Source organism: Nostoc sp., from assembly GCF_036916975.1.
Classification (GTDB): Bacteria; Cyanobacteriota; Cyanobacteriia; order Cyanobacteriales; family Nostocaceae; genus Nostoc.
On the sequence record NZ_JBALFF010000079.1, the window covers coordinates 44,006 to 68,213 of the forward strand.

A 24,208-nucleotide genomic window follows, 5' to 3' on the forward strand; every position below is an offset into this window, starting at 1 on the left:
TAAAGATTAATTTTTAAGATTAAAATGCGCTATTTACCACGGGTGTAGCTGCGGCACATCCTGCTAGAGTCGGGTTATGTTGTAAAAGTGTCCTAATCACTGCATTTTGCTCACCGATTGGCACAATTGGCTGGCAGTAATATGAAACAAAATGCAAGAATATATAAAGCTATTTATGAAAATACACTTACCTAGTGCCGCTATGCATAATTCGTAATTCGTAATTCGTAATTCGTAATTCGTAATTCGTAATTCGTAATTACCTGTTTGCGAGGGTTTCAGACATTTAAAATGGTGAGACAGCGCGGGAACAGGGGGTTTCCCCCATGAGCGACTGCGTTCGCGTAGCGTTTTTGAAGGAGATACCCGAAGGGGTGGCTTATTTCCCCCCTGATGCACTAGTGCCGCTACGCCCAAGTCTAAAGTCTAAAGTTAAAAATACCTATGTCTTCAAATCCCCAGTCCCTAAGCGGTAACGAAATTCGCAACATATTTCTCGACTTCTTTGCCCAACGGAATCACCAAATTCTCCCAAGTGCCTCCCTCGTGCCAGAAGACCCAACCGTGCTGCTGACGATCGCGGGGATGCTACCATTTAAGCCGATATTCTTGGGGCAGCGCACACCAGAATTTAAACGGGCTACAACTTCGCAAAAGTGTATCCGTACCAACGATATCGAAAATGTCGGACGCACTAAACGGCATCACACGTTTTTTGAGATGCTGGGTAATTTCAGCTTTGGTGATTATTTTAAAGAACAAGCGATCGCTTGGGGTTGGGAAATCTCTACACAAGTCTTTGGCTTTTCCCCTGAAAATCTTGTCGTCAGCGTTTTTGAAGATGATGATGAAGCCTTTGGAATTTGGCGCGATCAAATCGGTGTGCCGGTAGCGAGAATTAAACGCTTGGGCGAAGACGATAACTTTTGGGTATCTGGGCCTACTGGCCCTTGTGGCCCTTGTTCAGAAATTTATTACGACTTCCACCCAGAACGCGGTGACGAAAATATAGATTTAGAAGATGATTCCCGGTTCATCGAGTTTTACAACCTGGTGTTCATGCAATATAACCGGGATGCTTCCGGCAATTTAACGCCACTGCAAAACAAGAACATCGACACCGGCATGGGTTTGGAGAGAATGGCGCAAATTCTCCAAAAAGTCCCCAATAACTACGAAACTGACCTGATTTTCCCAATTATTCAAACAGCAGCCGAAATTGCTGGCATTGATTACCACAAAAGTGATGAAAAAACCAAAGTTTCCTTAAAAGTTATTGGCGATCACGTTCGTTCTGTTGTCCACATGATTGCTGATGAAATTCGCGCTTCCAACGTGGGACGGGGTTATGTGCTGCGGCGGTTAATTCGGCGGGTGGTACGTCATGGGCGATTAATTGGGATTTCTGGAGAATTTACTACCCAAGTTGCCGAAACTGCGATCGCTCTTTCTGAATCAGCTTACCCCAATGTGCGCCAACGGGAAGCAGCAATTAAAGCTGAGTTGGAACGGGAAGAATCGAATTTCCTCAGAACTCTGGATAGAGGCGAAAAACTCCTAGAAGAAATTATCCAAGAGGTGAAACAGCGAGGGGAAACTCAAATTAGCGGTGAAAGTGCATTTACTCTTTACGATACGCACGGTTTCCCCCTTGAACTTACTCAAGAAATTGCTGAGGAAAATAACCTGACGGTTGATGTTGATGGATTCCAGAAGGAAATGGAAATCCAACAAGAAGGAAGTAGAGGCGCATATCAAAGCATCGATTTAACTGTACAAGGTTCCCTCGACAAATTAGCAGAACACATCCAAGTCACCGAATTTTTAGGCTATACCCAACCTGCAACGACGGCGAAAGTCGAAGCGATATTAGTAGAACGTGTTTCTCAAGAGGAAGCAGAAGCGGGAACAGAAGTGCAAATTGTTCTTGACAAAACGCCATTTTATGCTGAATCTGGGGGACAAATTGGCGATCGCGGTTATATCTCTGGTGATGGTATTGTAGTTCGGGTGGAAGATGTGAAGAAAGAATCTGATTTCTTTGTTCACTTCGGACGCATTGAACGTGGTACACTACGCGTAGGCGATAATGTTACAGCCCAAATTGATCCGGCTTGTCGCCGTCGCGCCCAAGCTAACCATACCGCAACGCACCTGTTGCAAGCGGCTTTGAAAAAAATTGTTGACGATAGCATATCTCAAGCTGGTTCTTTAGTGTCATTTGACAGGTTGCGCTTTGACTTCAACTGTCCCCGCGCGTTGACAGCAGAAGAAGTGCAACAAATTGAAGAACAGGTGAACACTTGGATTGCCGAAGCACATGCAGCGAAGATAGAAGTATTACCTTTAGCCGAGGCAAAAGCTAGGGGTGCTGTTGCTATGTTCGGCGAAAAATACGGCGAGGAAGTGCGTGTAATTGACTTTCCTAGCGTATCAATGGAACTATGCGGTGGGACTCATGTGAGTAATACGGCTGAAATTGGCGTATTTAAAATTATTTCTGAAGCTGGCGTGGCTTCTGGGGTGCGGCGGATTGAAGCTGTTTCAGGGCCTGCAATACTAGATTATCTCAATCTGCGGGATAAAGTAGTTAAAGATTTGAGCGATCGCTTTAAAGTGAAACCCGAAGAAGTACCAGAGAGAATCACAAGTCTGCAAAGCGAACTGAGAAATAGCCAAAAAGAATTGGAAACCTTGAAAGGACAGTTAGCGATCGCAAAATCTGACAGCTTGCTGCAAACAGCCGAAACTGTAGGCGATTCTAAAATTATTGTCGCTCAATTAGAAGATGTTGATCCAGAATCTTTGAAAACCGCAGCCGAACGCTTACTGCAAAAAATCGGTAACGGTGCAGTGGTGCTAGGTTCTGTTCCCGAAGAAGGGAAAGTTAGTATAGTTGCAGCTTTTAGTGCAGAAGTGAACAAAAAAGGTTTGCAAGCTGGTAAATTTGTAGGTGCGATCGCTAAAATTTGCGGTGGCGGTGGCGGTGGAAGACCGAACTTAGCCCAAGCAGGCGGACGGGATGCGAGTAAATTACCAGAAGCCTTGGAACAAGCCGAAAGTGAGTTAAAGTCCGCGTTGGGTTAACTATCTTCTGCTTCAACGAGAGAGACAAGTGTAGCGCACCAAGCGAATTGATGCGTTACGCCTCATCCGTGTCAACTTAACGCAAAACTCATGTCCCACAAGGAACTGAAGTTCCTTCTCTTATAGCTAAAGTCATCTAAAGATGACTAAATAATCCAAAAAATCTTTATACCAATTCTGTATGAAGATGCGCCATATATGAGGAACGAACCGCAAAGGTCGCAAAGGACACAAAGAAAGAAACAAATAAGAAGTCAATAAAATTTAGCGCAGCCTCACAAAGAAATGGTATTAGTCTACTTTAGTAGACTTTAGCTATTAGCCAAAGAACTTTAGTTCCAGGCGGGTGAGTCAAGCCGAAAGTTTTACTATTTCTAGCTTCAGTTGACACCAATGGTTACGGCTTCGGCTAACACACCCTAAATTTTAGGTTATGAAGATTATTGTTGCTCATCTTCTACGTAGTTATCATTAGGAGATATTACCCAACCAAATAGAGGTAGTTGTGGTTACCACTAATCGCCCTAAAGATGGGTTGCGGGTTAGATTTCAACCTCGGTGAAATATTTTATGGCTTCCCAAATAGACATACATTTAGCTAACGGAGTTTTGCAACGCTTACAAAATATGAAAAATTTTGTCGGTGAAAATCTTAACTCTTTAAGTAACTCAGCACAACAAGTTGAGGAGTCTTTGAAAGCAACAGCAACTACAACGACTGATAAAGCAATTGATACAGTTACAACAAGTTTAGAGGAAACTTGGCAATCTGCTGAAAAATTTAAAAGTACAACATCAGGCGCAGTTAAAGATGCGATGACATCTTCTGTAAGTGATTGGCTGACACAACACCCGATATTTTTTAGGTTAGTTCAAATACTCGGTTGGGCCGCTAATCATCCAATTATTAGTATAGTGATTTTGCTGTTTGCGATCGCTCTCATCTGGAGCATCATCAAAACAATTGTCCGCTTGATAGAAACAGCTAGTTGGTCAATACTGCAAGTTCCGTTAAAATTGTTTCAGGCTTTAATTAAAGTTAGCTTTCTATCCTTAACTAAAGTTGGGAGTTTTGCTGTTCAACGAATGACAGCTACTAAAACAATTGATAATCTGCCAGCTTTGTTACCTGAAAATTTTCAACCAAGTAAGCAACAAAGATTAGCAGAAATATCTTATCGATTAGAAGTAATTCAAAAAGAACAACATGAGCTTTTACAAGAAGCCGCAGATTTGATTGCTTCCGACACAGTTGATATAGAAATATCAAAAATCAAACAGCTAAAAAGCGTTGAATCACATCTTGGCTGAGTTCGGCTGTAAAATCGGAGGCGACAATGCCACCTTTTTGCATAGCGTAATAAGTAATGTAACGAAAAGTAAAATCTCTGTATTTGGCTCGTAGTTGCGCTTTAGCGCTAAAGCGCAACTACGAGCCACTACGTCTATACGTAGCATAAGTTTGAGTCGGGGTTTAAATCCCCGTCTAAAAATGTCTAAAATGTTTGAATGCGTGAATGCGTAAATTGATGCAGTTTCTTTAACCCAATTCTCGAATTGTAGATACATCACATATAGTCTATTATTGTGGCACATTTGAATGTGGCACAAGCAACTGAAATTTCACTGTAATTTTTTCATTAGAATATGTATATATCATTACTAATGTAACAGCCTGTTGGAGGGCTACTATGAAATACTGTCGCCCCCGACTTAAGTTTAGCAGTGGCTGGTTGTTGGCTATATTTACCGCCATCACAGCTACACCTGTAATAGCACAGACAGCAAATTTTGGTACTTTCACCCTGTCAAACAACTCCGATTTAGCACAAGGAATAGTGCAGGGGTTTACAGGTGGTTCTTACTCATTGTCTGCCATAAGTAACCGTGATCGCGATCAAAAAGCCTGTATCGGTTTTGCCGATCCCAATCCAGATCATATTATGGTTTTGAAAAAGGACTTTCCCCAGATGACAATACAAGTTGATAGCAACGGCAACGATACCACTTTACTGATCCAAGGGCCAGACCAAACTACGATTCGTTGCGGCGATGATACTGGTAAAAGTAAAGATGCTAGCGTTAGCGATCGCAACTGGAAAAGTGGCACCTATAGGATTTGGGTAGGTACATTTAATCCTGGGGTCAAGCGCGATTACACTCTGAAAGTAGAGCAGCAGTGAAGTGGGGAGCAGAGGGCAGGGGAAGAGTAAAAACTCCAAACTCCTAACTCCAAACTCCAAACTCCTAACTCCAAACTCCTAACTCCAAACTCCTAACTCCAAACTCCTAACTCCAAACTCCTAACTCCAAACTCCAAACTCCAAACTCCTAACTCCAAACTCCAAACTCCTAACTCCTAACTCCAAACTCCTAACTCCAAACTCCTAACTCCTAACTCCAAACTCCTAACTCCTAACTTCCAACTTCCAACTTCCAACTTCCAACTTCCAACTCCTAACTCACCACTGTTTTGCCCAACGCCCAATTCCCAATTTTGAGGTATAACGTCTGAGAGGATAATATGGGAGAGTAGCTTGTTGTGCTTTCCGAGGGTGCTATCTCGTGCTATCTATACTGCGTGCTGACTTTCATATCATATTTGAACGTGACCCAGCTGCTCGTAACTGGTTGGAAGTTTTATTTTGTTACCCTGGTTTGCAAGCCTTGCTATTCCATAGGCTGGCTCACTGGCTGTATACTGTTGGTCTTCCCTTTATTCCCCGTCTGATTTCTCACTTGGCTCGGTTTTTGACTGGAATTGAAATCCACCCTGGTGCAGTAATTGGAAAAAGTGTGTTTATTGACCACGGGATGGGTGTGGTAATTGGTGAAACTGCGATCGTGGGAGACTATGCCCTAATTTATCAAGGTGTCACCCTTGGAGGTACTGGTAAAGAATGTGGCAAGCGCCATCCCACTGTGGGTGAAAATGTCGTACTTGGAGCTGGAGCGAAGGTGCTGGGCAATATCCAAGTTGGAAATAATGTCCGTATTGGCGCTGGGTCTGTTGTTTTAAGGGATGTTCCTTCTGACTGTACAGTAGTGGGTATACCTGGGCGTATTATATATCGTTCTGGAGTCCGGGTTGCACCTCTTGAACACAATAATTTACCAGATTCGGAAGCCGAAGTGATTCGTGCTTTAGTAGACCGGATTGAGGCGCTGGAAGAACAAATACAAACTTTTGGGCGCACCAAGTCTTCTGAAAAAACTCCTGTATTGGTAGGTTGTGTAGCTTTTAACCAAGCGGATTTTTCACAAAATGCTCCTGTGTGTAGTCTTAAAGATAAGTCAATACAGCAGTTTCTAGATGGTGCGGGTATTTAAATTAAGTTAGGAGTTAGGAGTTAGGAGTGAGGAGTTTGGAGTTTGGAGTTTGGAGTTAGGAGTTATCCTGTGGCGGAAGTTTACCTAGCTTTCTTCCTCATCCCCCTGCCCCCTGCCCCCACTCGCTTTTCAAAAAATTAAGGGTTAATTTCTTCACAAAACCATTCTTGATTCTCATCGCGGCGATAAAACCTTCTATTTTGTGGTTCACCGCGTAATTCTAAGTGGTCTAGTTGCACTGGGTCGAGTAGCAGTAGGCAAAAATTAGGCAATGGCTGCATTGGGTCGGGTGCTGCTGGTGCAAAATCTTCTGGGTTTTCAACTCTAGGTTTACCAGGATGGGGCCAAGCAAACTGTAAACGTGCAGCATCACTGAGTTCTTGCCAAATGGTAATGCGGGCTGGCTGTAAATCCTGGTGAGAATCATCACTGCTGACGAGAGTCAAACAGCCAGAGATGCGGAATTGTTCGCGTGTATTGGGAAAGTACCAGCAAACTTCTGCCCAAGGTTGTTGCTGTATCTGGTCGGCTTTAGCGCTACGAGTATCTGTAATAAATTTTAGCTGGTTTGTATCTTCCAAAAAACCGCGAAAGACTAGGGTACGATTAGCGGGGCGACCGTTTGCCTGTACTGTTGCTAGTTGGAGGTAACGGGCATAAACAAGGCTGCGGTTTCCATCGAGTGCATGAGCGATCGCACTTCGCCAAGGAGCAAGAGTCATTATAAAGTTCCGTACCTAAGTATTGAGTATACTACTGTTAAACCGCTTCTATCTTGAAACCTGTAGTTCTTCGGTGATGAAAAGGATTTGCCCTCATCCCCCAACCTATCCCCAAAATCTGGGATTCGGGGAGCCAGAATTTCAAAGTCCCTCTCCCAGATATGGGAGAGGGATTTAGGGTGAGGGCAAAAACTACGGTTCTCAACTTAGATGAGGTTTAAGAAAACAAAAACACAATTTTTCTATATAATATAATATTTAATAAATGGTTACAATTCCAATAATAGATTTAACTGCCTTTACCAATGGCAACACAATAAATCGGCAAACTATTATCAAAATCCATCAAGCTTGCCATGAAATTGGCTTCATGTATTTACAGAATGCAGGAATATCAAAAGACTTAATAAGGCAAGTATTCAGTTACAGTAAATCTTTCTTCAATTTACCCTTAGAAGTTAAGCAAAACCAAGCTTGGAGTGATGAGTTTAATAATACAGGATACGTCAGTCTTGAGAGAGAACGTCTTGATCCCAACAAACCAGGCGATTTGAAAGAGGCGTTTAATGTAAACAAACAAGCGGCTATAAGGATAGATGCTTCTATTCTTGCCTTTTATGATAGTTGCACAGAACTTGCTAACACAGTGTTACAAGCTTATGCTTTGGCGTTGGAATTGCCAGAAGATTTTTTTATCACAAGACACAATCAACAAAATCATACCTTGCGCTTACTCCATTATCCCCCATTGCAGACACCACCCAAACCCGGACAGGTGCGGGCTGGTGAGCATTCCGATTATGGCAGTATTACTTTACTTTTCCAAGATGACATGGGCGGGTTGGAAGTACAGACGACATCTGGAAATTGGATTGCCGCGCCTGCGATCGCTGATACTGTGGTAGTTAATACTGGCGATTTGATGCAACGGTGGACAAATGATATGTTTTGCTCAACTAAGCATCGAGTAACGATTAAGAGCGATCGCAGTCTGAACCAGTCCCGTTATTCTATCGCTTTTTTCTGTCATCCTAATGATCATACAGAAATAGCTTGTCTGCAAAGTTGCCAGAAAGAACAATCGCCTATTTATCCGCCTATCCTGGCAAAAGAATATCTTTTAAGTCGTTTACAAGCAACTTATGGTAATTCGTAATTCGTAATTCGTAAAATATGAAAACCTATGACTGGATTGTGGTTGGCGGTGGAATTGCGGGTGCTGCACTGGCATACGAATTAGTAAAAACAGGTTTTGCTGTACTTTTGGTGGAGCAATATGAAACACCACAGAATGCAACTCGTTATAGTTATGGTGGACTTGCTTATTGGTCGGGTACTACACCACTAACTCGTGTATTGTGCGAAGAAGCGATCGCGCGTTACCATATACTATCTCAAGAGTTAGACGCTGATATCCAATTTCGGGAATTAGATTTATTACTTACTATTTCAGCCGCTAATGACCCAGAAGCAACGGCTGCATCATATAATCATTTTGCCATTCCACCTCGTTTACTGAGTGTCCAAGAAGCTTGTGAGTTGGAACCACTGCTAAATCGAGAGGCGATATCTGGGGCTTTAACTGTCAAACACGGTCATATTCACCCAGAAAAAACAGCACAAGCCTACATCAAAGCCTTTCTGCGGGCTGGGGGGGAAATGCAGATTACCCAAGTATTGCAAGTACTGCAAGATGGTGTAAAAACAACTACTGGAACTTTCCATAGTGCGAACGTTGTCATCTGTGCGGGTGGACTCAGCCGCCAGCTACTAAAATCTGCTGGTATTCCCGTCAAACTGTATTTTACCCATGCAGAAATTATTGAAACCCCACCTGTAGATTTGCAGTTACGCACCTTAGTTATGCCAGCTAATCTGCAACGATTTCAACTAGAAGCTGAATCTACTCAAGTTGATGAATTGTGGAATCAACCAGGTAATGAGCCAGTAGCGCCAATTTTAGATGCGGGTGCGATTCAGTTTCAAGATGGTAGCTTTCGCATCGGTCAAATTAGCCGTGTTCTCACAGATCCTTATGCCAATGTAAACTCAAAGACGAGTGAAGAATGGTTGCGAAAAAGTGTTGGTGAAGTTTTACCAGCTTTGGAAAATTTACTAGGAACTTGGCATGATTGCTTGGTGGCATTTAGTAGCGATCGCCTCCCCTTGATTGGTACTATTCCAGGATTTGAGAGCATTCATTTATTTTCTGGTTTTAGCAATCCTTTGGTAATTATACCACCTTTGGCAAAGCGTTTTGCTAATTTTGCATCTGGCAATAAAGATGAGATTTAAGAAAGTGCAGAATGTCAAATAATTTTTAACCTTCTGCACTTGAGCTTTTATGAAAATCTCACGAATTATTGAGTTTGAAGAAAACGCCACCTTTGAGCGATCGCGCCTCAGTTCCATAACTACTGACTGTGAGCGATCGCAGATTATTAAAAAACGGTTTCCCTAAAACTTCTACTAGCTTGAGAACCGGTACTTGACGCTCTAAGAAATTTTGGCTCTTTGTCCAATCAAGATATATATAGCCTTGATTTGGTAAGGGAATCGCAGCAATACTATCTTTGAAATTGCGATTGTCAATTAAAGAATTATCCTTGGTTGTGAGAATTTCATCCATCGTTTCTAAGTCAGATGTGAAAATTTCGTAATTTCCTAAAGTTGTATGCAATCCTCGCACTTTTGTTTCAATACTAAAAGATGTTCCCTCTTTAACATCGCTTTTTTTTGTAGCCGTAGTTAACTCTGTCCAAGCAGAGATTTTTTGCTTAGACAGAGTTAGGGGATTAATGCTGAGTCCATTTGATGAGGCGATCGCATCTAATCGAGCAACACCTTTATCCACACTCTCAGATTTTTCCACCGCAAAAATCCAATGAGGGATTGTTTGCTCTTTCGTAGGTAACAATGCTATGGCATATTCTCCTTGTACCCAGCTAAAAATATCCTCTGGTAAGTTTATACCCCAGCTTTTTTGAACATCCGTAAAAGGTTTTGCTAACCGAGAAACCACATCTTCTTCAGAACCATATATAGTAGCTGTTGCTTGTCTCCAGAGTTTGGCTAAATCACTGTTAGCCAAATTACTTAAATTTGAGCCAGCAATTGCCAAACCTGCGGACGCTGGAACATATTGCAATGCTCCTACAGGTTTAGATAGTGGTGAAGATGGGGAAACAATTTCCGATGAAGTTAAAAAAGAGGTTTCTGCTAGCAAACCTTTGGGGTTCAACGCCAGGGAAATAATTTCGCTGTCGTAGGTTTGTTCTGGCAATTCTAAACCTTGCCATTTTGCTACGATGGGAAGATTCAAGAAAGCTACAGCTAAACCCTTTTTAGGAAGTTGTTTTGTCGCTTTTTGATATTCGGGGGAGCTAGTCAAATTTAGATCGGGCGCTTGAACATTATTGATAGCATCTCGCAACACTTTCGGATCGTTTGCAAACAATACGAAGCCTTCGCCGACAACAGCACCAGCTAGATAATTTTGGATTTTGGATTTTGGATTTTGGATTTTCTCTTCTGTACTTACTTCATTGTCAGAAATCAGTTTTACACCTTTGTATTGTTCAACAGCTAAGTTTGCTCCAGCTAAGGCTCGTTTAGAAAACAACAACTCGACAAACTCGCGGCTTTTCTGTGGTTGCTTGGTTGCTAGTGCCAATAGATACCCTAGCTGCTGTCCGTTTTCTCGGTCGCGATCGATATCTAAGGTGGTGATAGCTAGTGTAATTTCGTCACCTAACCAGGGTTGAACGTCTTGTTTGTAATCTATGCCACTTTTGGCAAATAAACTGGTTTTGAGTTTAGATAGTTCTCCTTCACCCTCCAACGCCTGCAAACGGTCAGGATTCACCAGTAATGAAACCATTGCTGGGGAAAGTTTCGACACGAATATGGCTGCACTAGGCTGTCGGGTAGAAGCAATTAGGTTCGCCGGACTTTTGGCGAAAAACCAGTAAAAGCTAGCGATCGCAATTACTAGCAGTGCGATCGCACCAGCTACGATAAAACTAATAAATGAGCGTTGCCTATTCACATTAAACCTTTAAAAAGACGGTTTACAGCCATTTAAGCAGAAAGCCTACCAGAATCTATCAGCCGAGATTTAAATGCATCTCAAAATCTCGAAAAATATGCACGGATGGCTAAACCGTGTCTGGACGTTAAGGGATAATTGCTCCCATGCTCCCGTTGAAACGTCAAGTAATGTCTAGCTTTGTCTGGACTTTATGTAGCAGAATGGATACTCATGCAAAGGCAGAGATTTTCTGTCACCATAAATAAGATTAGGACTGTTTATAGGGAATTTTTTAGTTAACCCATGAACCAGATTAGTGTACAAGAACTGGCACAACGTCTTTCTTCTGGTGATGTAAGTATTCAGCTAGTAGATGTACGCGAACCACAAGAATTGGAAATTGCTAGCATTGAGGGCTTTGTCAACCTACCCTTAAGTCAATTTGTCGAATGGGGAGATAAAGTTCCTAACCTCTTCAATCCCCAAGCTGAAACCCTTGTATTATGCCACCATGGCATCCGCTCTGCCCAAATGTGCCAGTGGTTAATTGCTCAAGGTTTTACAAATGTGCAAAATATTTCCGGTGGTATTGATGCTTATTCCGTCTTAGTAGACCATTCAATTCCCCAGTATTAGCCAGGACTTACGCAAAAACTCTCTCAAACTCTTATTCCTCTGTGTCACGCCAGTTGCTTCTCCCAAGGGGAGACGCGCAAGGGACAAGTCTCTTAACCCGCAAGGGCGCACTGGCTTCTCTGCGTCCTCTGCGGTTCGTTTTTTGGTCATTTTGCGTAAGTCCTATTAGCTTGTGTTTAGGTGCATTACTCAGATGGAAGTTATTCTTCCATCTTGCTTTTGCTATGCTGAAAATAGCAACATATAAATTTAGCCGCTTGCTAGGAAAGCTTGTAACTTTCTTTACTAGCTAATATTTGCGAAACTTTTCCACCCCAATTTTAGCTGCGATCGCCGCAAAAATACGTATACAACAATACTTTTATAAGTGTAGAATTATGCAAAAATAAACCAGAAAAGGATGTTCTAAATTCAAACTTTCAGCTTTAGCTGTAAAGATCCGTTAAAAGAATGATCTCCGTAAACCTTAATATTAACGATCGCAATATTATAGTATAATTTGTTATCTTAATAAATTATTAATATTCTTAGTTTTCAATCAAATCCAGAAATTTTTCCAGACATTGATTAAAATTTGCCGCCAAGCATTACATACCCTATGGAAGTCCAGTTAACAAATCGACAACAGCATATACTTTGGGCAACGGTACGTCACTACATTGCTACGGCAGAGCCTGTTGGTTCAAAAGCTTTGGTCGAGGAGTACGACCTGGGTGTAAGTTCAGCCACAATTCGCAATGTGATGGGCGTTTTAGAAAAGTCCGGGTTACTCTACCAACCACACGCCTCTGCTGGACGTGTACCTTCAGATTCAGGCTATCGCATTTATGTTGACCAGCTAATTACACCTTCCGAAACTTTAGGACGAGAAGTAGAAGTGGCATTGCAAAAGCGCCTCCAGTGGGAAGATTGGAGTTTAGAAACTCTACTACAAGGAGCCGCACAAATTTTAGCAACCTTAAGTGGTTGCATTAGCTTGATTACTATGCCGCAAACTACCACAGCACTATTGCGACATCTGCAATTAGTGCAAATTGAAGCGGGACGGATCATGTTAATTGTTGTTACCGATAGTTATGAGACACATTCCAAGTTGATGGATTTGTCACCAATACCAGAGGAAACACAACGAGATTCAGAGGTAATCGATCGCGAGTTACAAATTGTTTCTAACTTTTTGAATACCCACTTGCGGGGGCGAAGCCTGTTGGAATTAGCCAACCTCAACTGGAGCGAATTAGATCAAGAATTCCAACGCTATGGGGATTTTTTGAAACATTCAGTTGCCGAATTGACTCGTCGCACTCATGCGCCGACTGCAACCCAAATTATGGTTCGGGGTGTGTCAGAAGTTTTGCGCCAGCCAGAATTTTCTCAATTACAGCAGGTACAAACAATTATCCACCTGCTGGAAGAAGAACAAGACCAACTATGGCGATTAATATTTGAAGAACCAGAGCTTGAGGATGTGGGTAAGTCAAAGGTAACAGTTCGTATTGGCGCAGAAAACCTTCTAGAACCGATACGCACCTGCACCTTGATTTCTTCTACCTATCGCCGAGGTTCAATACCAGTAGGAAGTGTGGGAGTTTTAGGGCCAACGCGTCTAGATTATGAAAGTGCGATCGCAGTAGTAGCATCTGCTGCTGATTATCTCTCAGAATCTTTCAGTTATTTCAATCCTTAACAGAGACAACCTGCTACAGGTTTAGACAAAAGAACCATACCATAGCAGGTAGATAACCTGAATTGATAGTGGCAAAATCAATAATTAATACTTTTTAACTCTTTCATGGTTAGAAAAATTGCCTTTGGCCTGCTGTGGCTGGGATTCACTACCTATGCTTTTTTCCTCGCTCCTCCTGAGCAACCTGGTACATTCGAGTTAATTAAAAACCTTTCTACTGGCCAGTGGCAAGGAATTAACCCGTTAGTTATAGCACTATTCAACCTGATGGGCATCTGGCCTATTATTTACAGCGCAGTAATATTTATTGATGGTAGAGGGCAAAAAATACCTGCTTGGCTATTTGCTACTGCCTCTTTCGGAGTCGGGGCCTTTGCCTTGTTACCCTACTTAGCCTTTAGGGAACCAAATAAGAAGTTTGTCGGTAAAAAGAATGCCTTGCTCAAACTGCTAGATTCTCGTGTGACTGGGGTTGTCTTAACTGTAGCCACGGTTATTCTAGTTGCCTATGGTTTAAAAGAAGGAGATTGGAGCAATTTTGTGCAACAGTGGCAAACTAACCGCTTCATCAATGTAATGAGTTTAGATTTCTATTTACTTTCCCTATTATTTCCAGCTTTGCTAGGGAATGATATGGCGCGTCGTGGTTGGAAAAATCCACAGATGTTCTGGTTCATAGCGTTGATACCGCTATTCGGGCCATTGATTTATTTGTGTGTGCGTCCACCTTTACCAGAAGTGGATGTAGAGGCAATACCCAGTCAGCAACCAGCTGCAAATTAAAGCAAAAAATACGAATTATAAATTAGTAATTATATTAAATGCACATTATCTAAAAATCATGAATAGAAAAGTTGCATTGTGGTTACTATGGGTTGGATTTATCGTTTATATTTTACTGTTAGCACCGCCACTGCATTTACAGGAAACCCTAATCCTGCTAAAAAATATATTTACTCTTCAGTGGGTTGCCATAAATCCAATTATCCTTTCTTTGTTTTCTCTAGTGGGCATCTGGCTACTAATTTACAGTGCTTTGTTGTTCATTGATGGCAGAATGCAACGGATTCATTTTTGGCCTTTTGCCTTAGCATCAGTAGGTTCAGGAGTGCTTGGCCTATTACCATATTTGGCTTTTCGTGAACCAAATCAAGAATTTTCTGGACAAAAGGATGCTTTATTACGGCTGCTGGATTCTCGTTTTTTTGGGATTATTTTGAGTTTAAGCACCGTTGGCTTACTTGCCTATGCATTTATCTTAGGTGACTGGGGAGATTTTGTGCAGCAGTTTCAAGGCGATCGCTTTATTAATGGCATGAGCTTGGCATTTTGCCTTTTTTGTCTTTTATTCCCCACGATCCTTGGTGATGATATCGCTCGTCGCCACTGGAATAATCCCCAAGTGTTTTGGGCGGTGGGGTTTGGCTTGCTACTAGGGCCACTTGTTTATCTTTGCTTGCGCCCGCCCCTACCATCAACTATTCGTGAAGAATCGTTGATACCTAATCGATAATAGCAGGACTTACGCACTCAGATCCTAAAAGGATTTACCCTCATCCCCCAACCCCGAATCCCAGATTTGGGATTCGGGGAGCCAGAATTTCAAACTCCCTCTCAAGCATTTGGGAGAGGGATTTAGGGAGAGGGTGAAAACTACGGTTCTCAACTTAGATAAGGTTTATATAAAATTTATGTAAAGTTTAAGTGTTATTAAGCGCAAAAATTTCTGGATTAATATATTAATGAAACTTATCTATCCGACAATCTATTTCTTTATTAAAAAAGATATTTTTTGCCAAAAAATCTGATATAAAAACTTAACTAAAAAAATCTCACAGAATATACCAAAAAATCAGTATGTTAAAACAATAATTAATTAAAATTTACATAATTCTTTGAATATATTATCAACCACACTGATTGAAAATTTAAAGTTTCGATAAAGTAGTTAATGTAATGTCGTACTTCATTATAATTAAATAATTACAGCGTTGGGTCAAAAAAGTTTGGAAAAAGAACCAAAATATTTGACCTAATTATTTACCATTTGGGTCATCAATTAAAGGATTTTCAAAAAAGAAATTATCTAATTTTTTAGACAAGGCGTCTCGCTCACCCGCAAGCAAAGGCGGGCTTTTCGGGTCGGATCACAATAAATAGCTGGATATTTTTTTCTTTAAAAGTTATTGACCAAATAATTAGTGGTTTTTAATTTAGATTACCCAAATGGTAAGTAATCTACATTGAACTGATCAATAGTTCTTTAACTAACGCTGAACTTACGTATTAGTGAGAAATTCAGGAGAAATCACATGGCATTTATTTTCGGCAAAGCAACTGCTGACAATCTCTTTGGGACTTCAGGAAATGACACGATAGTTGGTTGGGCTAGTGGTGGTAATGCCAATAGTACCTCCGGTAACGACACTTTGAATGGTGCAAATGGTAATGATTCCCTCGCAGGTGGGACGGCAAACGACAGTCTAAGTGGTGGAAATGGTAATGACACACTTGATGGTGGCACAGGAAACGACATTCTAATAGGTGGAAATGGCAATGACACCTTTATAGGCAGTCAGGGGAACGATAGCATTAATGGCGGAGATGGCTTTGATATCGCAGATTACAGTCAATTAGATCAAGTCATTATTTTATCAGGTGTTGGAACTATTGAAAAACCTGGCGGAATTGGGCAAGACCAACTCTTTAGAGTAGAAAAAGTTATTGCTAATCCTAATGTTGCCAACAACACCATAGATGCATCCAAATCTTTGCCTGGGGTATTTATCACTGTTAACCTGCAAACTCAAAATTTAGCTGCCAATAACGTTCCTGGATTGGGAACATTGTCATTTACAGCAGTCAACTTTGATAATGTCATCGGCACAAATGCAAATGACAACATTTTTGGTGACAGCCAAAATAACCGATTATCCGGTAATAATGGCAATGACACACTTGAGGGGGGCTTGGGTATTGATACTTTGAATGGGGGAGCAGGCGACGACACTTACGCCGTTGACACTACTCTTGATACCATTATAGAGGCTGCTAATTCAGGCACAGATACCGTTCGGTCTTCTGTCTCCTACACACTAGGCGCCAATGTGGAAAACCTGAGGCTGAGGGAAGGTGGCGACATCAGCGGGACAGGTAATAGTCTTAGCAACTTCATTTTTGGTAATACTTCTAACAACATTTTGAATGGCGGAGCAGGCGATGATACTCTAGATGGTAATAATGGCAATGATATCCTCAATGGTGGCGACGGCAATGATAGTCTACAGGGGGGACCCGGCAATGAGGTACTTAATGGCGGGTCTGGAGACGACATCCTCATCGGTGTTTTCCCTGATAGTCCGCTTCCACCTGGAATAGGGGAAACTGATAACTTCACAGGTGGGCCTGGGGCAGATATATTTATCCTTGGTGACGCTGCAAATGTTTTCTACGACGATAACAACACCACGAGTCCTGGTTTTGGAGACTTGGCTACTATTACTGACTTCAACCCTAGTGAAGATATAATTCAACTCAACGGAAGTCCAGAGGACTACACTTTGCAATCTGTTGGAAGCAACACACGAATCTTCTTAGACAAACCGCCAGGAGAGCAAAATGAAATCATAGGTATTCTGCAAGGTGTAGTAGGTCTGACACTTGATAGTAACAGCTTCACTTTTCTATGAGCAAGAAAATGCTAGAGCAAGCTGCTTCTGTAGGAGAGGTTACGCGAACGTCAACGCATCTACGCTCGTAATTGTTTCTAGCGTTCGATGTCAAAAAGACCTATCACCTGTACTCGGATCAGTGTAGGTAGTTCACGTTGCATATTTATATCATGTAGTGGCTTGGGGCTAGGGTATTAGGTATTGAGTATTGCAGTTAGGGGAAAGGTGACAGGTGATAGGGAATAATTTGTACCCAGTCACCAGTCCCCAGTCCCCAGTTGCTAGTTAGGCATCATCTAAAGCTGCAATTCCAGGCAATACCTTGCCTTCAAGCAACTCTAAGCTAGCGCCGCCGCCGGTAGAGATGTGGCTCATTTGGTCGGCTAAACCAACCTTTTCTACAGCCGCTACTGAGTCACCGCCGCCGATAATGGTGGTTGTGCCAGTTTTACCAATTTCGGCAAGGGTATGAGCGATCGCTTCGGTACCTTGAGCAAACTTATCAAACTCAAACACACCCATTGGCCCGTTCCAAATTACCGTTTTGGTATCTGCAAGGCTCTCTTGGAAAAATTTCACTGAGTCTGGCCCAATATCCAAACCCATCCAACCATCGGGGATATTCTCAATGCTAACGGTTTGAGAATTGGCATCAGGGGCAAAGTTATCTGCTAATACCACATCTGTAGGAAGTAATAAAGCAACGCCCCGTTCTTTAGCCTTAGCTTCCAAAGACTTCGCTAGTTCTAGCTTATCTTCTTCTACCAAAGACTTACCGACATTTAAACCACGGGCTTTGTAGAAGGTGAAAATCATCCCACCACCGATGATCAGTTTGTCGCACTTCTCCAGCAACGTTTCAATCACGCCAATTTTGCTAGAAACTTTGGAACCGCCAATAATTGCTGCCAAAGGACGTTGGGGATTTTCAATCGCATTTTGCAGATATTGCAATTCCTTCTCAACCAAATATCCAGCCACAGAAGGACTCAGAAATTTAGTCACACCTTCAGTAGAAGCATGGGCGCGGTGTGCAGTACCAAAAGCATCATTTACATAAAAATCAGCATTAGCTGCTAATTTTTTCGCAAATTCTGAGTCGTTTTTCTCTTCTTCTGGGTAAAAACGGACATTCTCTAACAACAGCACTTGGCCATTTTGCAGCGCACCAACTTTAGCTGCAACTTCATCGCCAATGGAGTCATCAGTTTTAACGACTTCTTGCCCCAGTAACTCCGACAGACGCTTGGCAACGGGAGTTAGGCGTAATTTGTCATCAACACCTTTAGGACGGCCAAAATGGCTGGCGAGAATGACCTTAGCACCCTTCTGCGTCAAATCTCTGATGGTTGGCAAAGCTGCACGAATACGAGTATCGTCGGTAATGTTGCCTTGATCGTCCACAGGCACGTTAAAGTCAACCCGCACTAAAGCACGTTTCCCAGAAATATCAGCCGAAGATAAACTTGCTAAACTTTTTTTGGACACACCAAACTCTCCTGATTGCCTTTTTGTTATTGTTTTGAAAGTAGAACCATCAAGATTTTACCGGAGTCAGGGGTACCCAAGTGACAGAGATATTTAAGACAGTACTATTTCCTATCGATCAAAGCCGGGAAACGCGGGAAGCTGCTGATGTAGTTACCAATGTAGTCAAAAAGTACAGCAGTCGCTTGGTGCTGCTGTCTGTGGTAGAAGAACCGCCAAAAGATGCGCCCAGTACAGATGATCCGATGGTGTCACCAGAGGTAGTTGCCAAGCTGCTAGAAAACGCTCAATCTTTATTTTCTGGGCAAGGAATTCAATCCGAAATCCTGGAAAGGCGAGGTAAACCAGCTTTTACTATCTGCGATGTCGCTGATGAAATCGGGGCTGATTTAATCATTATGGGCTGTCGGGGGCTAGGCTTGACTGAAGAGGGAGCGGATGATAGTGTTACTACTCGCGTGATTAATCTTTCCCCTTGCCCAGTGCTGATTGTACCCTAGCCAGTGCTAAATGCCCAGAAGCTAGTACCGCAAGGCACGCATTCAGGCATAATTCTATTCCGAGTTCTTGCGCTAATAGCTTAACTGTTTGCTTCCTCACCCGCCTAGAACTAAAGTTCTTTGGCTTTTAGCTCAAGTCTACTGAAGTAGACTAATGATTTTTAGGTCTATTTAGTCATCAAGAGATGACTTTTGCTATTAGCAAGCCACTTCAGTTCCATGCAGGACATGACTTTACGTTAAGTTGTCAGACATCGGATTCCTATAAAAATACTCTACTGATTTATTTCCCTCAGTAGAGTATATAAATGTATATGTATCTTATGCCTCTAAGCACTATTTTATTCGAGAGTAAATCTTTATACCACAGTGTAAATGCTGAGTGTTTTGAACGGCACGCGACTTGTGACAGAATAATTCGTAATTCGTAATTCGTAAATTAATTAATAATTAATTCATTGAGGGTACAGAGCAACTAATTAAAATTTATGAAAAAGAAAAAAAGTGAAGCATCTTTACTAAGCGAGCAAGCTATTTCGGCATAGAATAATTACGAATTACGAAGGCACAAAGCGTGCCGGAGGCTCTATTATCAATTACGAATTATTGTGACGGGTGTGGAGACGAAATACAGTCATACATTCACTTTTACTAAATCCACATCCGCAAGCCAGATAATTCTACTTTGAGCGGATGCCATTTCTGACAAAGTTGGGGAACGCCATTCTACTGCATAAAGCCAATTGTTTTTCAGGCTAAAAATCCCTTGAATAATCCGACGTGATGGTTCTTCACTAAAATCAACTTCCACCACATCCCCCAAATGAAAAGCTGGTGTAGGAACTGTGGTTTTTTCTACTAAGTTTGTTCCATAAAATTCTTCTTGAGGCAAGTAGAGTATTTCACGACAGCAGACAATGGCATAAATCCATTCCTCTCTCTCCCATTGGACACCACAGCAGTAGCCTGATATATCAGAGTTTGATAAGAAAACTTTTTCTAGGATTTGAACTGCTAATGGTGGCATGTCTTTTCCCCACGGTACAGAACTATGCCAACAAGATTCTAAAGTGACAATTTGATTAATCATGCAAAGTAATCTCTTTTTTATACATAAACTACTTTGCACTTGTGTAATCCGGATATAATTTCAAAATCTAGTCAAGAAGAGGAAAAGGGGCAGGGGGAGGGCGGAAATACCCATAAATAAATTTATTGGCTCTGAAACCCTTTTTGCAGCTTGCTTTGAGCGGATCTTTACCTGGTTGGCAGCTTTTGCTGCACTTCTCTGGGTATGGGCGATCGCGTGCTTGACTAGTCTAGCGATCGCAGCGCTTTGCTCCCATGATTACCCAAAGCAAATGTTCTGGCTCGATAGGTTTATAATAGAGGGTCTTTTTTAACTAGTTCCGTGGGTTTAAGTCCCCCGGTTCTAAAAATAAGCAAGTAATGCGATTGGGGTTAAATGCCCATTATAAAACAAAATTGATGAATTACGAATTACGAATTACGAATTACGAATTATTTAACGTGACTCTTTTACCCCCTTTATGGAACGGAAAACTACTTTTAAAGAATCACGAGGCCGGGGTGTGGGTATCATTACTAAATCCAAATCTTGCCCTGGTACAAGTTCCCATTCATAACCACGCAATAGCAGAGCAGCAAATATTTTCATCTCTAATTTAGCAAATTCCTTACCTAAACATTCTCTTATCCCACCCCCAAAAGGAACGTAACCAAAAGGTTTAGATTTATCCTCAGCCCTCTCTATAGCAAACCTTTGCGGCTCAAAAATCTCAGGATTTTTATATATACTCTGATCTTGATGGGTTTTACCTATCTGATACAATACAGACCAACCTTGGGGAATACGATATCCATTAAAATCACAAGTTTGGATAACCGAACGAAAACCGCCACCAACTGGGGGAATAATTCGCAAAACTTCTTTGAGTATTTGGTCTAGGTAAGTCATTTGTTTAAGATGTTCAGATTTTAGCTCACCTGCACAACTTATTTGTTGTTGTTCTCTTTTAGCGGCTGCTAAAATTTCTGGATTTTGCGCTAACAGCAAACATAGAGAAGATAGTGCAGAAGTTAAGGTTTCATGCCCAGCAAATAATAAAGTCAGAATTTGGTCTTTTATTTCTTCTATACTTAAATTATTATCCTCTTCATCTCTGGAATCTAGCAATAAACCTAACGCATCTTGATGATTATTTCCTTGTTTTTGACGCTGTAAAATAATCTCTTCAATTTTTGCTAATAACTTTTCTCGGCATGTTAATGCTTTTCCAAATTTAGTCCAAGGTAACTGAATAGGGAGAGTAAATAATCCGGCACACCATTCTTCAAATACTTCAGTAAAATGGGTATCATTAGTAGTGTCTGTTCCTACTAATAATTTACAAGCTATATCAAAAGTATATTGTCTTAGCTCAGGATACCAAGTCAATTGATTTAATTTTTCCCATTTTTGGAAGTAGCGATCGCTAATTTCTGACATCGCTGGTAGATAACTTGCCAAAGCTCTCGGTTGAAATGCTTGTGATAATAATTTGCGTCTTGTTTGATGGATGCTCCCTGTTTGTGTTGATAAAGAAGCAGAGCCGAGTAATATTGCAACGCTATCTGGCCATTTAATTGCAAAATTCTGGTTTTCTTGGCTAAATAAATAATGATTAGCTTCTGCTCCCACCATCATAATAGTTGGCGAACCAAATAGATTAGTTTTAAAAATGTTGCCGTACTTCTGTTGTCGTTTGGTCGCAAAATCAGGGTCACGCAAAAAGCTAATTGTCTCCCCAATCAACGGTAAGCCTAAGCTTCCCGGAGGCAAAGGGAGTTGATTTTGAGTCAGAATATCTTGGTTTTCTGATTGTTTTTTTTGGATTTTCATGGGTTTAACCATCCAGCCTTGGCATCTACAAGATTTGTCTGTATTCTTGCTAGATAGTAGCTTATTGCATCCAATAATCGAAGCGATCGCCAATTAAAAAAGAGGTGAAAGGATATACACCTCTTCCTGATTCCATGAAGAACCCAAAGCACAGTCTACTGATGAGGAATCCCAAGCACAGTTGACTGGGGAGCAGCGCCCAAGAAGACGATATCCTCAACATTTAAGACATTAAGGGTGAACTCATCACGTTTAATGGTGTAATTGTTGGAGCTACCTAGAATGGTGTAATCACTTTTGATATCAGGCAGAATTAGCTTGTCCCATCCGCTGCCACCATCAATCGTGGCATTACCGTAACCAACATCAAATGTGTCGGCTCCAGATCCACCCTTAATCACAACATCGGCAATCGCGCCCCCCTGGTCTGAAATGGGATTACCGTTATCATCAATTCGACGGGCTTTGAAGTAATCGTTACCATTTCCGCCATCAATTGTGCCACCTTGAATACCAATCTTAGCGCCATACCCAGTAAGGGTATCATCTCCTGCCCCTCCACAGATAATGCCATTAGTATTAAGAATACCTGTGCCTAGACTAATACCAGTACCGATGATGGTATCGTTGCCATCGCCTAAACTGATGGTGCCACTGTTAATAATGCCTATACCTACACCGGGGCCAAGCTCCCCATAAAGAATCTTGCCAGTTCCTTTACCGCCAGTGCCTGTGCCAGAGATGAAGTCGTTTCCTTGCCCTCCGCTGATCGTGCTACCCTCGCTGTTGGAGATGCCTATACCCCTATTTGCATTGACTGAGTTAGCAGGGTCTAGATGTGCATCATTGCCCTTGCCGATACCAGTAATAAAATCGTTTCCTTTCCCTCCACTAATCACGCTACCACCACTGTTAAAGATGCCTGTACCTTCTCCTGTATAAGCAAATCCACCAGTTGCAGTCCCGGAGATAGAATCGTTCCCTTCTCCTCCATTAATATTGCTACCTTTAGTGTTAGAGATTCCTGTACTAGGCCCGTAACGAACTCCAATTCCAGTTCCACTGATTTCGTCGTCCCCAAATCCTCCATCAATGCGGCTATGCTGAGTATTATTGATGCCTGTAGCAGAGTTAAAGTCTTCATTCAAATCATCGCCTCCCTTTCCGGTTGCGAAGATCGAATCTTTTCCATCTCCTCCATTAATGTAGCCGCCCTGAGTGTTAGAGATACCTATACCAGGTCGAGTGTAACCTCGATAGCCCGTACCGCCAGTCCCAGTGCCAGAGATAGTATCGTCTCCCGTCCCTGCATTGATGATGCCACTATTAGCAATGCCTGTGCCTGTGCCGCCAGATGTGGAGTAATCATTTCCGCCAGTCCCACCAGTCCCAGTGCCAGAGATAGTATCGTCTCCCGTCCCTGCATTGATGATGCCACTATTAGCAATGCCTGTGCCGGTAATATTAAAGTCGTCGCCGCCTGTGCCACTACCCAGGGTAGTGTCGTTACCTCCTTGAGTATCAATGACTCCGTTTTTTAGAACCTCAATTCCAATTGCTGGGAATGCATTATCTTCTTGGCCTACCACTAGATCCGAACCAGAAGTGCCTACGATCGCAGGAGAAGAAACAATTAGTCTGGGCATAATATAACTTTCCTCAATTGAGTGTGATAGAGCTTTAAACCCTGAAAGTCTTGCTTTCACTCAGAATTCACAGAGAACTCTAAGATTAGGCTTTATTCGATCAGAAAGTCATAACTAGAAAGTTTCCTATTTTCAAGTGTTGGTTAACGAATTATTTGTTATGGCCCCAACAACCTCTAAGAGTGTTAATGACGAGAAATAATCTGTTATTCAACACTTGAAAATAGGGAACATCTGACAACCTGATATTACTTACGTAGCGAAAATTTACTTAGATGTCTATCTTTCAAAAATATCTTTGCATAATCTTCATATTATTTGCTGATAAATGTATATAAACCTGATCTAAGTTGAGAACCGTAGTTTTTGCCCTCACCCTAAATCCCTCTCCCATATATGGGAGAGGGACTTTGAAATTCTGGCTTCTCTTCTCGCATATATGGGGGATAGGTTGGGGGATGAGGGCAAATCCTTTTGAAAAGAGTTGAACTACAGGTTTCAAGATAGAC

Annotated in this window: 18 protein-coding genes and 1 pseudogene; 12 read left to right on the forward strand and 7 right to left on the reverse strand. The window is 41.8% G+C overall.

Translation table 11 applies throughout. The features are described 5' to 3' along the window. The first annotated feature begins 444 nt into the window (after positions 1 to 444). On the forward strand, positions 445 to 3,087 hold the full coding sequence (alaS, locus tag V7K73_RS19310) for an alanine--tRNA ligase (protein WP_334882175.1): 2,643 nt from the start codon (positions 445 to 447) through the stop codon (positions 3,085 to 3,087). A gap of 570 nt (positions 3,088 to 3,657) precedes the next feature. Next, positions 3,658 to 4,398, forward strand: a complete 741-nt coding sequence (locus tag V7K73_RS19315; protein ID WP_334882176.1) for a hypothetical protein — start codon at positions 3,658 to 3,660, stop codon at positions 4,396 to 4,398. Here the strand turns inward: V7K73_RS19315 and V7K73_RS19320 are convergent. Then, a pseudogene (locus tag V7K73_RS19320) lies at positions 4,361 to 4,450 on the reverse strand (ABC transporter ATP-binding protein); the annotation flags it as partial. The gene V7K73_RS19315 and the pseudogene V7K73_RS19320 overlap by 38 nt on opposite strands. Before the next feature lie 328 nt (positions 4,451 to 4,778). Between V7K73_RS19320 and V7K73_RS19325 the strand changes: the two are divergent. Beyond that, entirely contained in the window at positions 4,779 to 5,270 is a 492-nt protein-coding gene (locus tag V7K73_RS19325) for a hypothetical protein (RefSeq protein ID WP_334882177.1), read from the forward strand. 382 nt (positions 5,271 to 5,652) lie between these two features. Further along, the gene (gene cysE / locus V7K73_RS19330; RefSeq protein ID WP_334882178.1) at positions 5,653 to 6,417 is read left to right on the forward strand and encodes a serine O-acetyltransferase; all 765 of its coding nucleotides are present in this window, start codon (positions 5,653 to 5,655) and stop codon (positions 6,415 to 6,417) included. A 137-nt stretch (positions 6,418 to 6,554) separates the two neighbouring features. Here the strand turns inward: cysE and V7K73_RS19335 are convergent, their stop codons facing one another. Next, entirely contained in the window at positions 6,555 to 7,139 is a 585-nt protein-coding gene (locus V7K73_RS19335; protein WP_334882179.1) for an Npun_F5749 family FMN-dependent PPOX-type flavoprotein, read from the reverse strand. 265 nt (positions 7,140 to 7,404) lie between these two features. On the opposite strand from V7K73_RS19335, the gene V7K73_RS19340 reads away from it, so the two are divergent. Both V7K73_RS19340 and V7K73_RS19345 read left to right on the forward strand, forming a co-directional pair. Further along, positions 7,405 to 8,295, forward strand: coding sequence for an isopenicillin N synthase family dioxygenase (locus V7K73_RS19340; RefSeq protein WP_334882180.1), 891 nt, complete (start codon positions 7,405 to 7,407; stop codon positions 8,293 to 8,295). 17 nt (positions 8,296 to 8,312) lie between these two features. Then, positions 8,313 to 9,434, forward strand: coding sequence for an NAD(P)/FAD-dependent oxidoreductase (locus V7K73_RS19345; RefSeq protein WP_334882181.1), 1,122 nt, complete (start codon positions 8,313 to 8,315; stop codon positions 9,432 to 9,434). 58 nt (positions 9,435 to 9,492) lie between these two features. On the opposite strand, the gene V7K73_RS19350 is transcribed toward V7K73_RS19345, so the two are convergent. Next, positions 9,493 to 11,187, reverse strand: coding sequence for a DUF3352 domain-containing protein (locus V7K73_RS19350; protein WP_334882182.1), 1,695 nt, complete (start codon positions 11,185 to 11,187; stop codon positions 9,493 to 9,495). 285 nt (positions 11,188 to 11,472) lie between these two features. On the opposite strand from V7K73_RS19350, the gene V7K73_RS19355 reads away from it, so the two are divergent. The 5 genes from V7K73_RS19355 to V7K73_RS19375 all read left to right on the forward strand — a co-directional run bounded on the left by V7K73_RS19355 (position 11,473) and on the right by V7K73_RS19375 (position 17,181). After that, the gene (locus V7K73_RS19355) at positions 11,473 to 11,805 is read left to right on the forward strand and encodes a rhodanese-like domain-containing protein (protein WP_334882183.1); all 333 of its coding nucleotides are present in this window, start codon (positions 11,473 to 11,475) and stop codon (positions 11,803 to 11,805) included. Positions 11,806 to 12,403: 598 nt separating this feature from the next. Then, positions 12,404 to 13,492 (forward strand): heat-inducible transcriptional repressor HrcA, encoded by a 1,089-nt coding sequence (gene hrcA, locus V7K73_RS19360; protein WP_334882184.1) that lies wholly within the window; start codon positions 12,404 to 12,406, stop codon positions 13,490 to 13,492. Positions 13,493 to 13,597: 105 nt separating this feature from the next. Beyond that, positions 13,598 to 14,275, forward strand: a complete 678-nt coding sequence (locus V7K73_RS19365; protein ID WP_334882185.1) for a DUF2834 domain-containing protein — start codon at positions 13,598 to 13,600, stop codon at positions 14,273 to 14,275. Between the two features lie 58 nt (positions 14,276 to 14,333). Next, on the forward strand, positions 14,334 to 15,005 hold the full coding sequence (locus V7K73_RS19370; RefSeq protein WP_334882186.1) for a hypothetical protein: 672 nt from the start codon (positions 14,334 to 14,336) through the stop codon (positions 15,003 to 15,005). Between the two features lie 799 nt (positions 15,006 to 15,804). Beyond that, positions 15,805 to 17,181, forward strand: a complete 1,377-nt coding sequence (locus V7K73_RS19375) for a calcium-binding protein (RefSeq protein ID WP_334882187.1) — start codon at positions 15,805 to 15,807, stop codon at positions 17,179 to 17,181. A 267-nt stretch (positions 17,182 to 17,448) separates the two neighbouring features. Here the strand turns inward: V7K73_RS19375 and V7K73_RS19380 are convergent, their stop codons facing one another. Then, the gene (locus V7K73_RS19380; protein WP_334882188.1) at positions 17,449 to 18,651 is read right to left on the reverse strand and encodes a phosphoglycerate kinase; all 1,203 of its coding nucleotides are present in this window, start codon (positions 18,649 to 18,651) and stop codon (positions 17,449 to 17,451) included. A gap of 89 nt (positions 18,652 to 18,740) precedes the next feature. On the opposite strand from V7K73_RS19380, the gene V7K73_RS19385 reads away from it, so the two are divergent. Continuing rightward, positions 18,741 to 19,151: a universal stress protein gene (locus V7K73_RS19385; protein ID WP_334882236.1), complete on the forward strand. Its 411-nt coding sequence runs from the start codon at positions 18,741 to 18,743 to the stop codon at positions 19,149 to 19,151. Between the two features lie 634 nt (positions 19,152 to 19,785). Here V7K73_RS19385 and V7K73_RS19390 read toward each other — a convergent pair. The 3 genes from V7K73_RS19390 to V7K73_RS19400 form a co-directional block, all read right to left on the reverse strand. Beyond that, positions 19,786 to 20,241 carry a DUF1392 domain-containing protein gene (locus tag V7K73_RS19390; protein WP_334882189.1) on the reverse strand — a complete coding sequence of 152 codons (456 nt, stop codon included), beginning with the start codon at positions 20,239 to 20,241 and terminating at the stop codon, positions 19,786 to 19,788. 435 nt (positions 20,242 to 20,676) lie between these two features. Beyond that, on the reverse strand, positions 20,677 to 22,053 hold the full coding sequence (locus V7K73_RS19395; protein WP_334882190.1) for a cytochrome P450: 1,377 nt from the start codon (positions 22,051 to 22,053) through the stop codon (positions 20,677 to 20,679). A gap of 155 nt (positions 22,054 to 22,208) precedes the next feature. Continuing rightward, positions 22,209 to 23,699: a beta strand repeat-containing protein gene (locus V7K73_RS19400; protein ID WP_334882191.1), complete on the reverse strand. Its 1,491-nt coding sequence runs from the start codon at positions 23,697 to 23,699 to the stop codon at positions 22,209 to 22,211. Between the last annotated feature and the right edge of the window lie 509 nt (positions 23,700 to 24,208).

Coding starts and splice junctions, on each gene's coding strand:
- V7K73_RS19325 (WP_334882177.1), top strand. CDS start 4,779: ATGAAATACTGTCGCCCCCGACTTAAGTTTAGCAGTGGCTGGTTGTTG.
- V7K73_RS19345 (WP_334882181.1), top strand. CDS start 8,313: ATGAAAACCTATGACTGGATTGTGGTTGGCGGTGGAATTGCGGGTGCT.
- V7K73_RS19400 (WP_334882191.1), bottom strand. CDS start 23,699: ATGCCCAGACTAATTGTTTCTTCTCCTGCGATCGTAGGCACTTCTGGT.
- V7K73_RS19365 (WP_334882185.1), top strand. CDS start 13,598: ATGGTTAGAAAAATTGCCTTTGGCCTGCTGTGGCTGGGATTCACTACC.
- V7K73_RS19375 (WP_334882187.1), top strand. CDS start 15,805: ATGGCATTTATTTTCGGCAAAGCAACTGCTGACAATCTCTTTGGGACT.
- V7K73_RS19355 (WP_334882183.1), top strand. CDS start 11,473: ATGAACCAGATTAGTGTACAAGAACTGGCACAACGTCTTTCTTCTGGT.
- alaS (WP_334882175.1), top strand. CDS start 445: ATGTCTTCAAATCCCCAGTCCCTAAGCGGTAACGAAATTCGCAACATA.
- V7K73_RS19370 (WP_334882186.1), top strand. CDS start 14,334: ATGAATAGAAAAGTTGCATTGTGGTTACTATGGGTTGGATTTATCGTT.
- V7K73_RS19395 (WP_334882190.1), bottom strand. CDS start 22,053: ATGAAAATCCAAAAAAAACAATCAGAAAACCAAGATATTCTGACTCAA.
- V7K73_RS19335 (WP_334882179.1), bottom strand. CDS start 7,139: ATGACTCTTGCTCCTTGGCGAAGTGCGATCGCTCATGCACTCGATGGA.
- V7K73_RS19315 (WP_334882176.1), top strand. CDS start 3,658: ATGGCTTCCCAAATAGACATACATTTAGCTAACGGAGTTTTGCAACGC.
- V7K73_RS19340 (WP_334882180.1), top strand. CDS start 7,405: ATGGTTACAATTCCAATAATAGATTTAACTGCCTTTACCAATGGCAAC.
- hrcA (WP_334882184.1), top strand. CDS start 12,404: ATGGAAGTCCAGTTAACAAATCGACAACAGCATATACTTTGGGCAACG.
- V7K73_RS19390 (WP_334882189.1), bottom strand. CDS start 20,241: ATGATTAATCAAATTGTCACTTTAGAATCTTGTTGGCATAGTTCTGTA.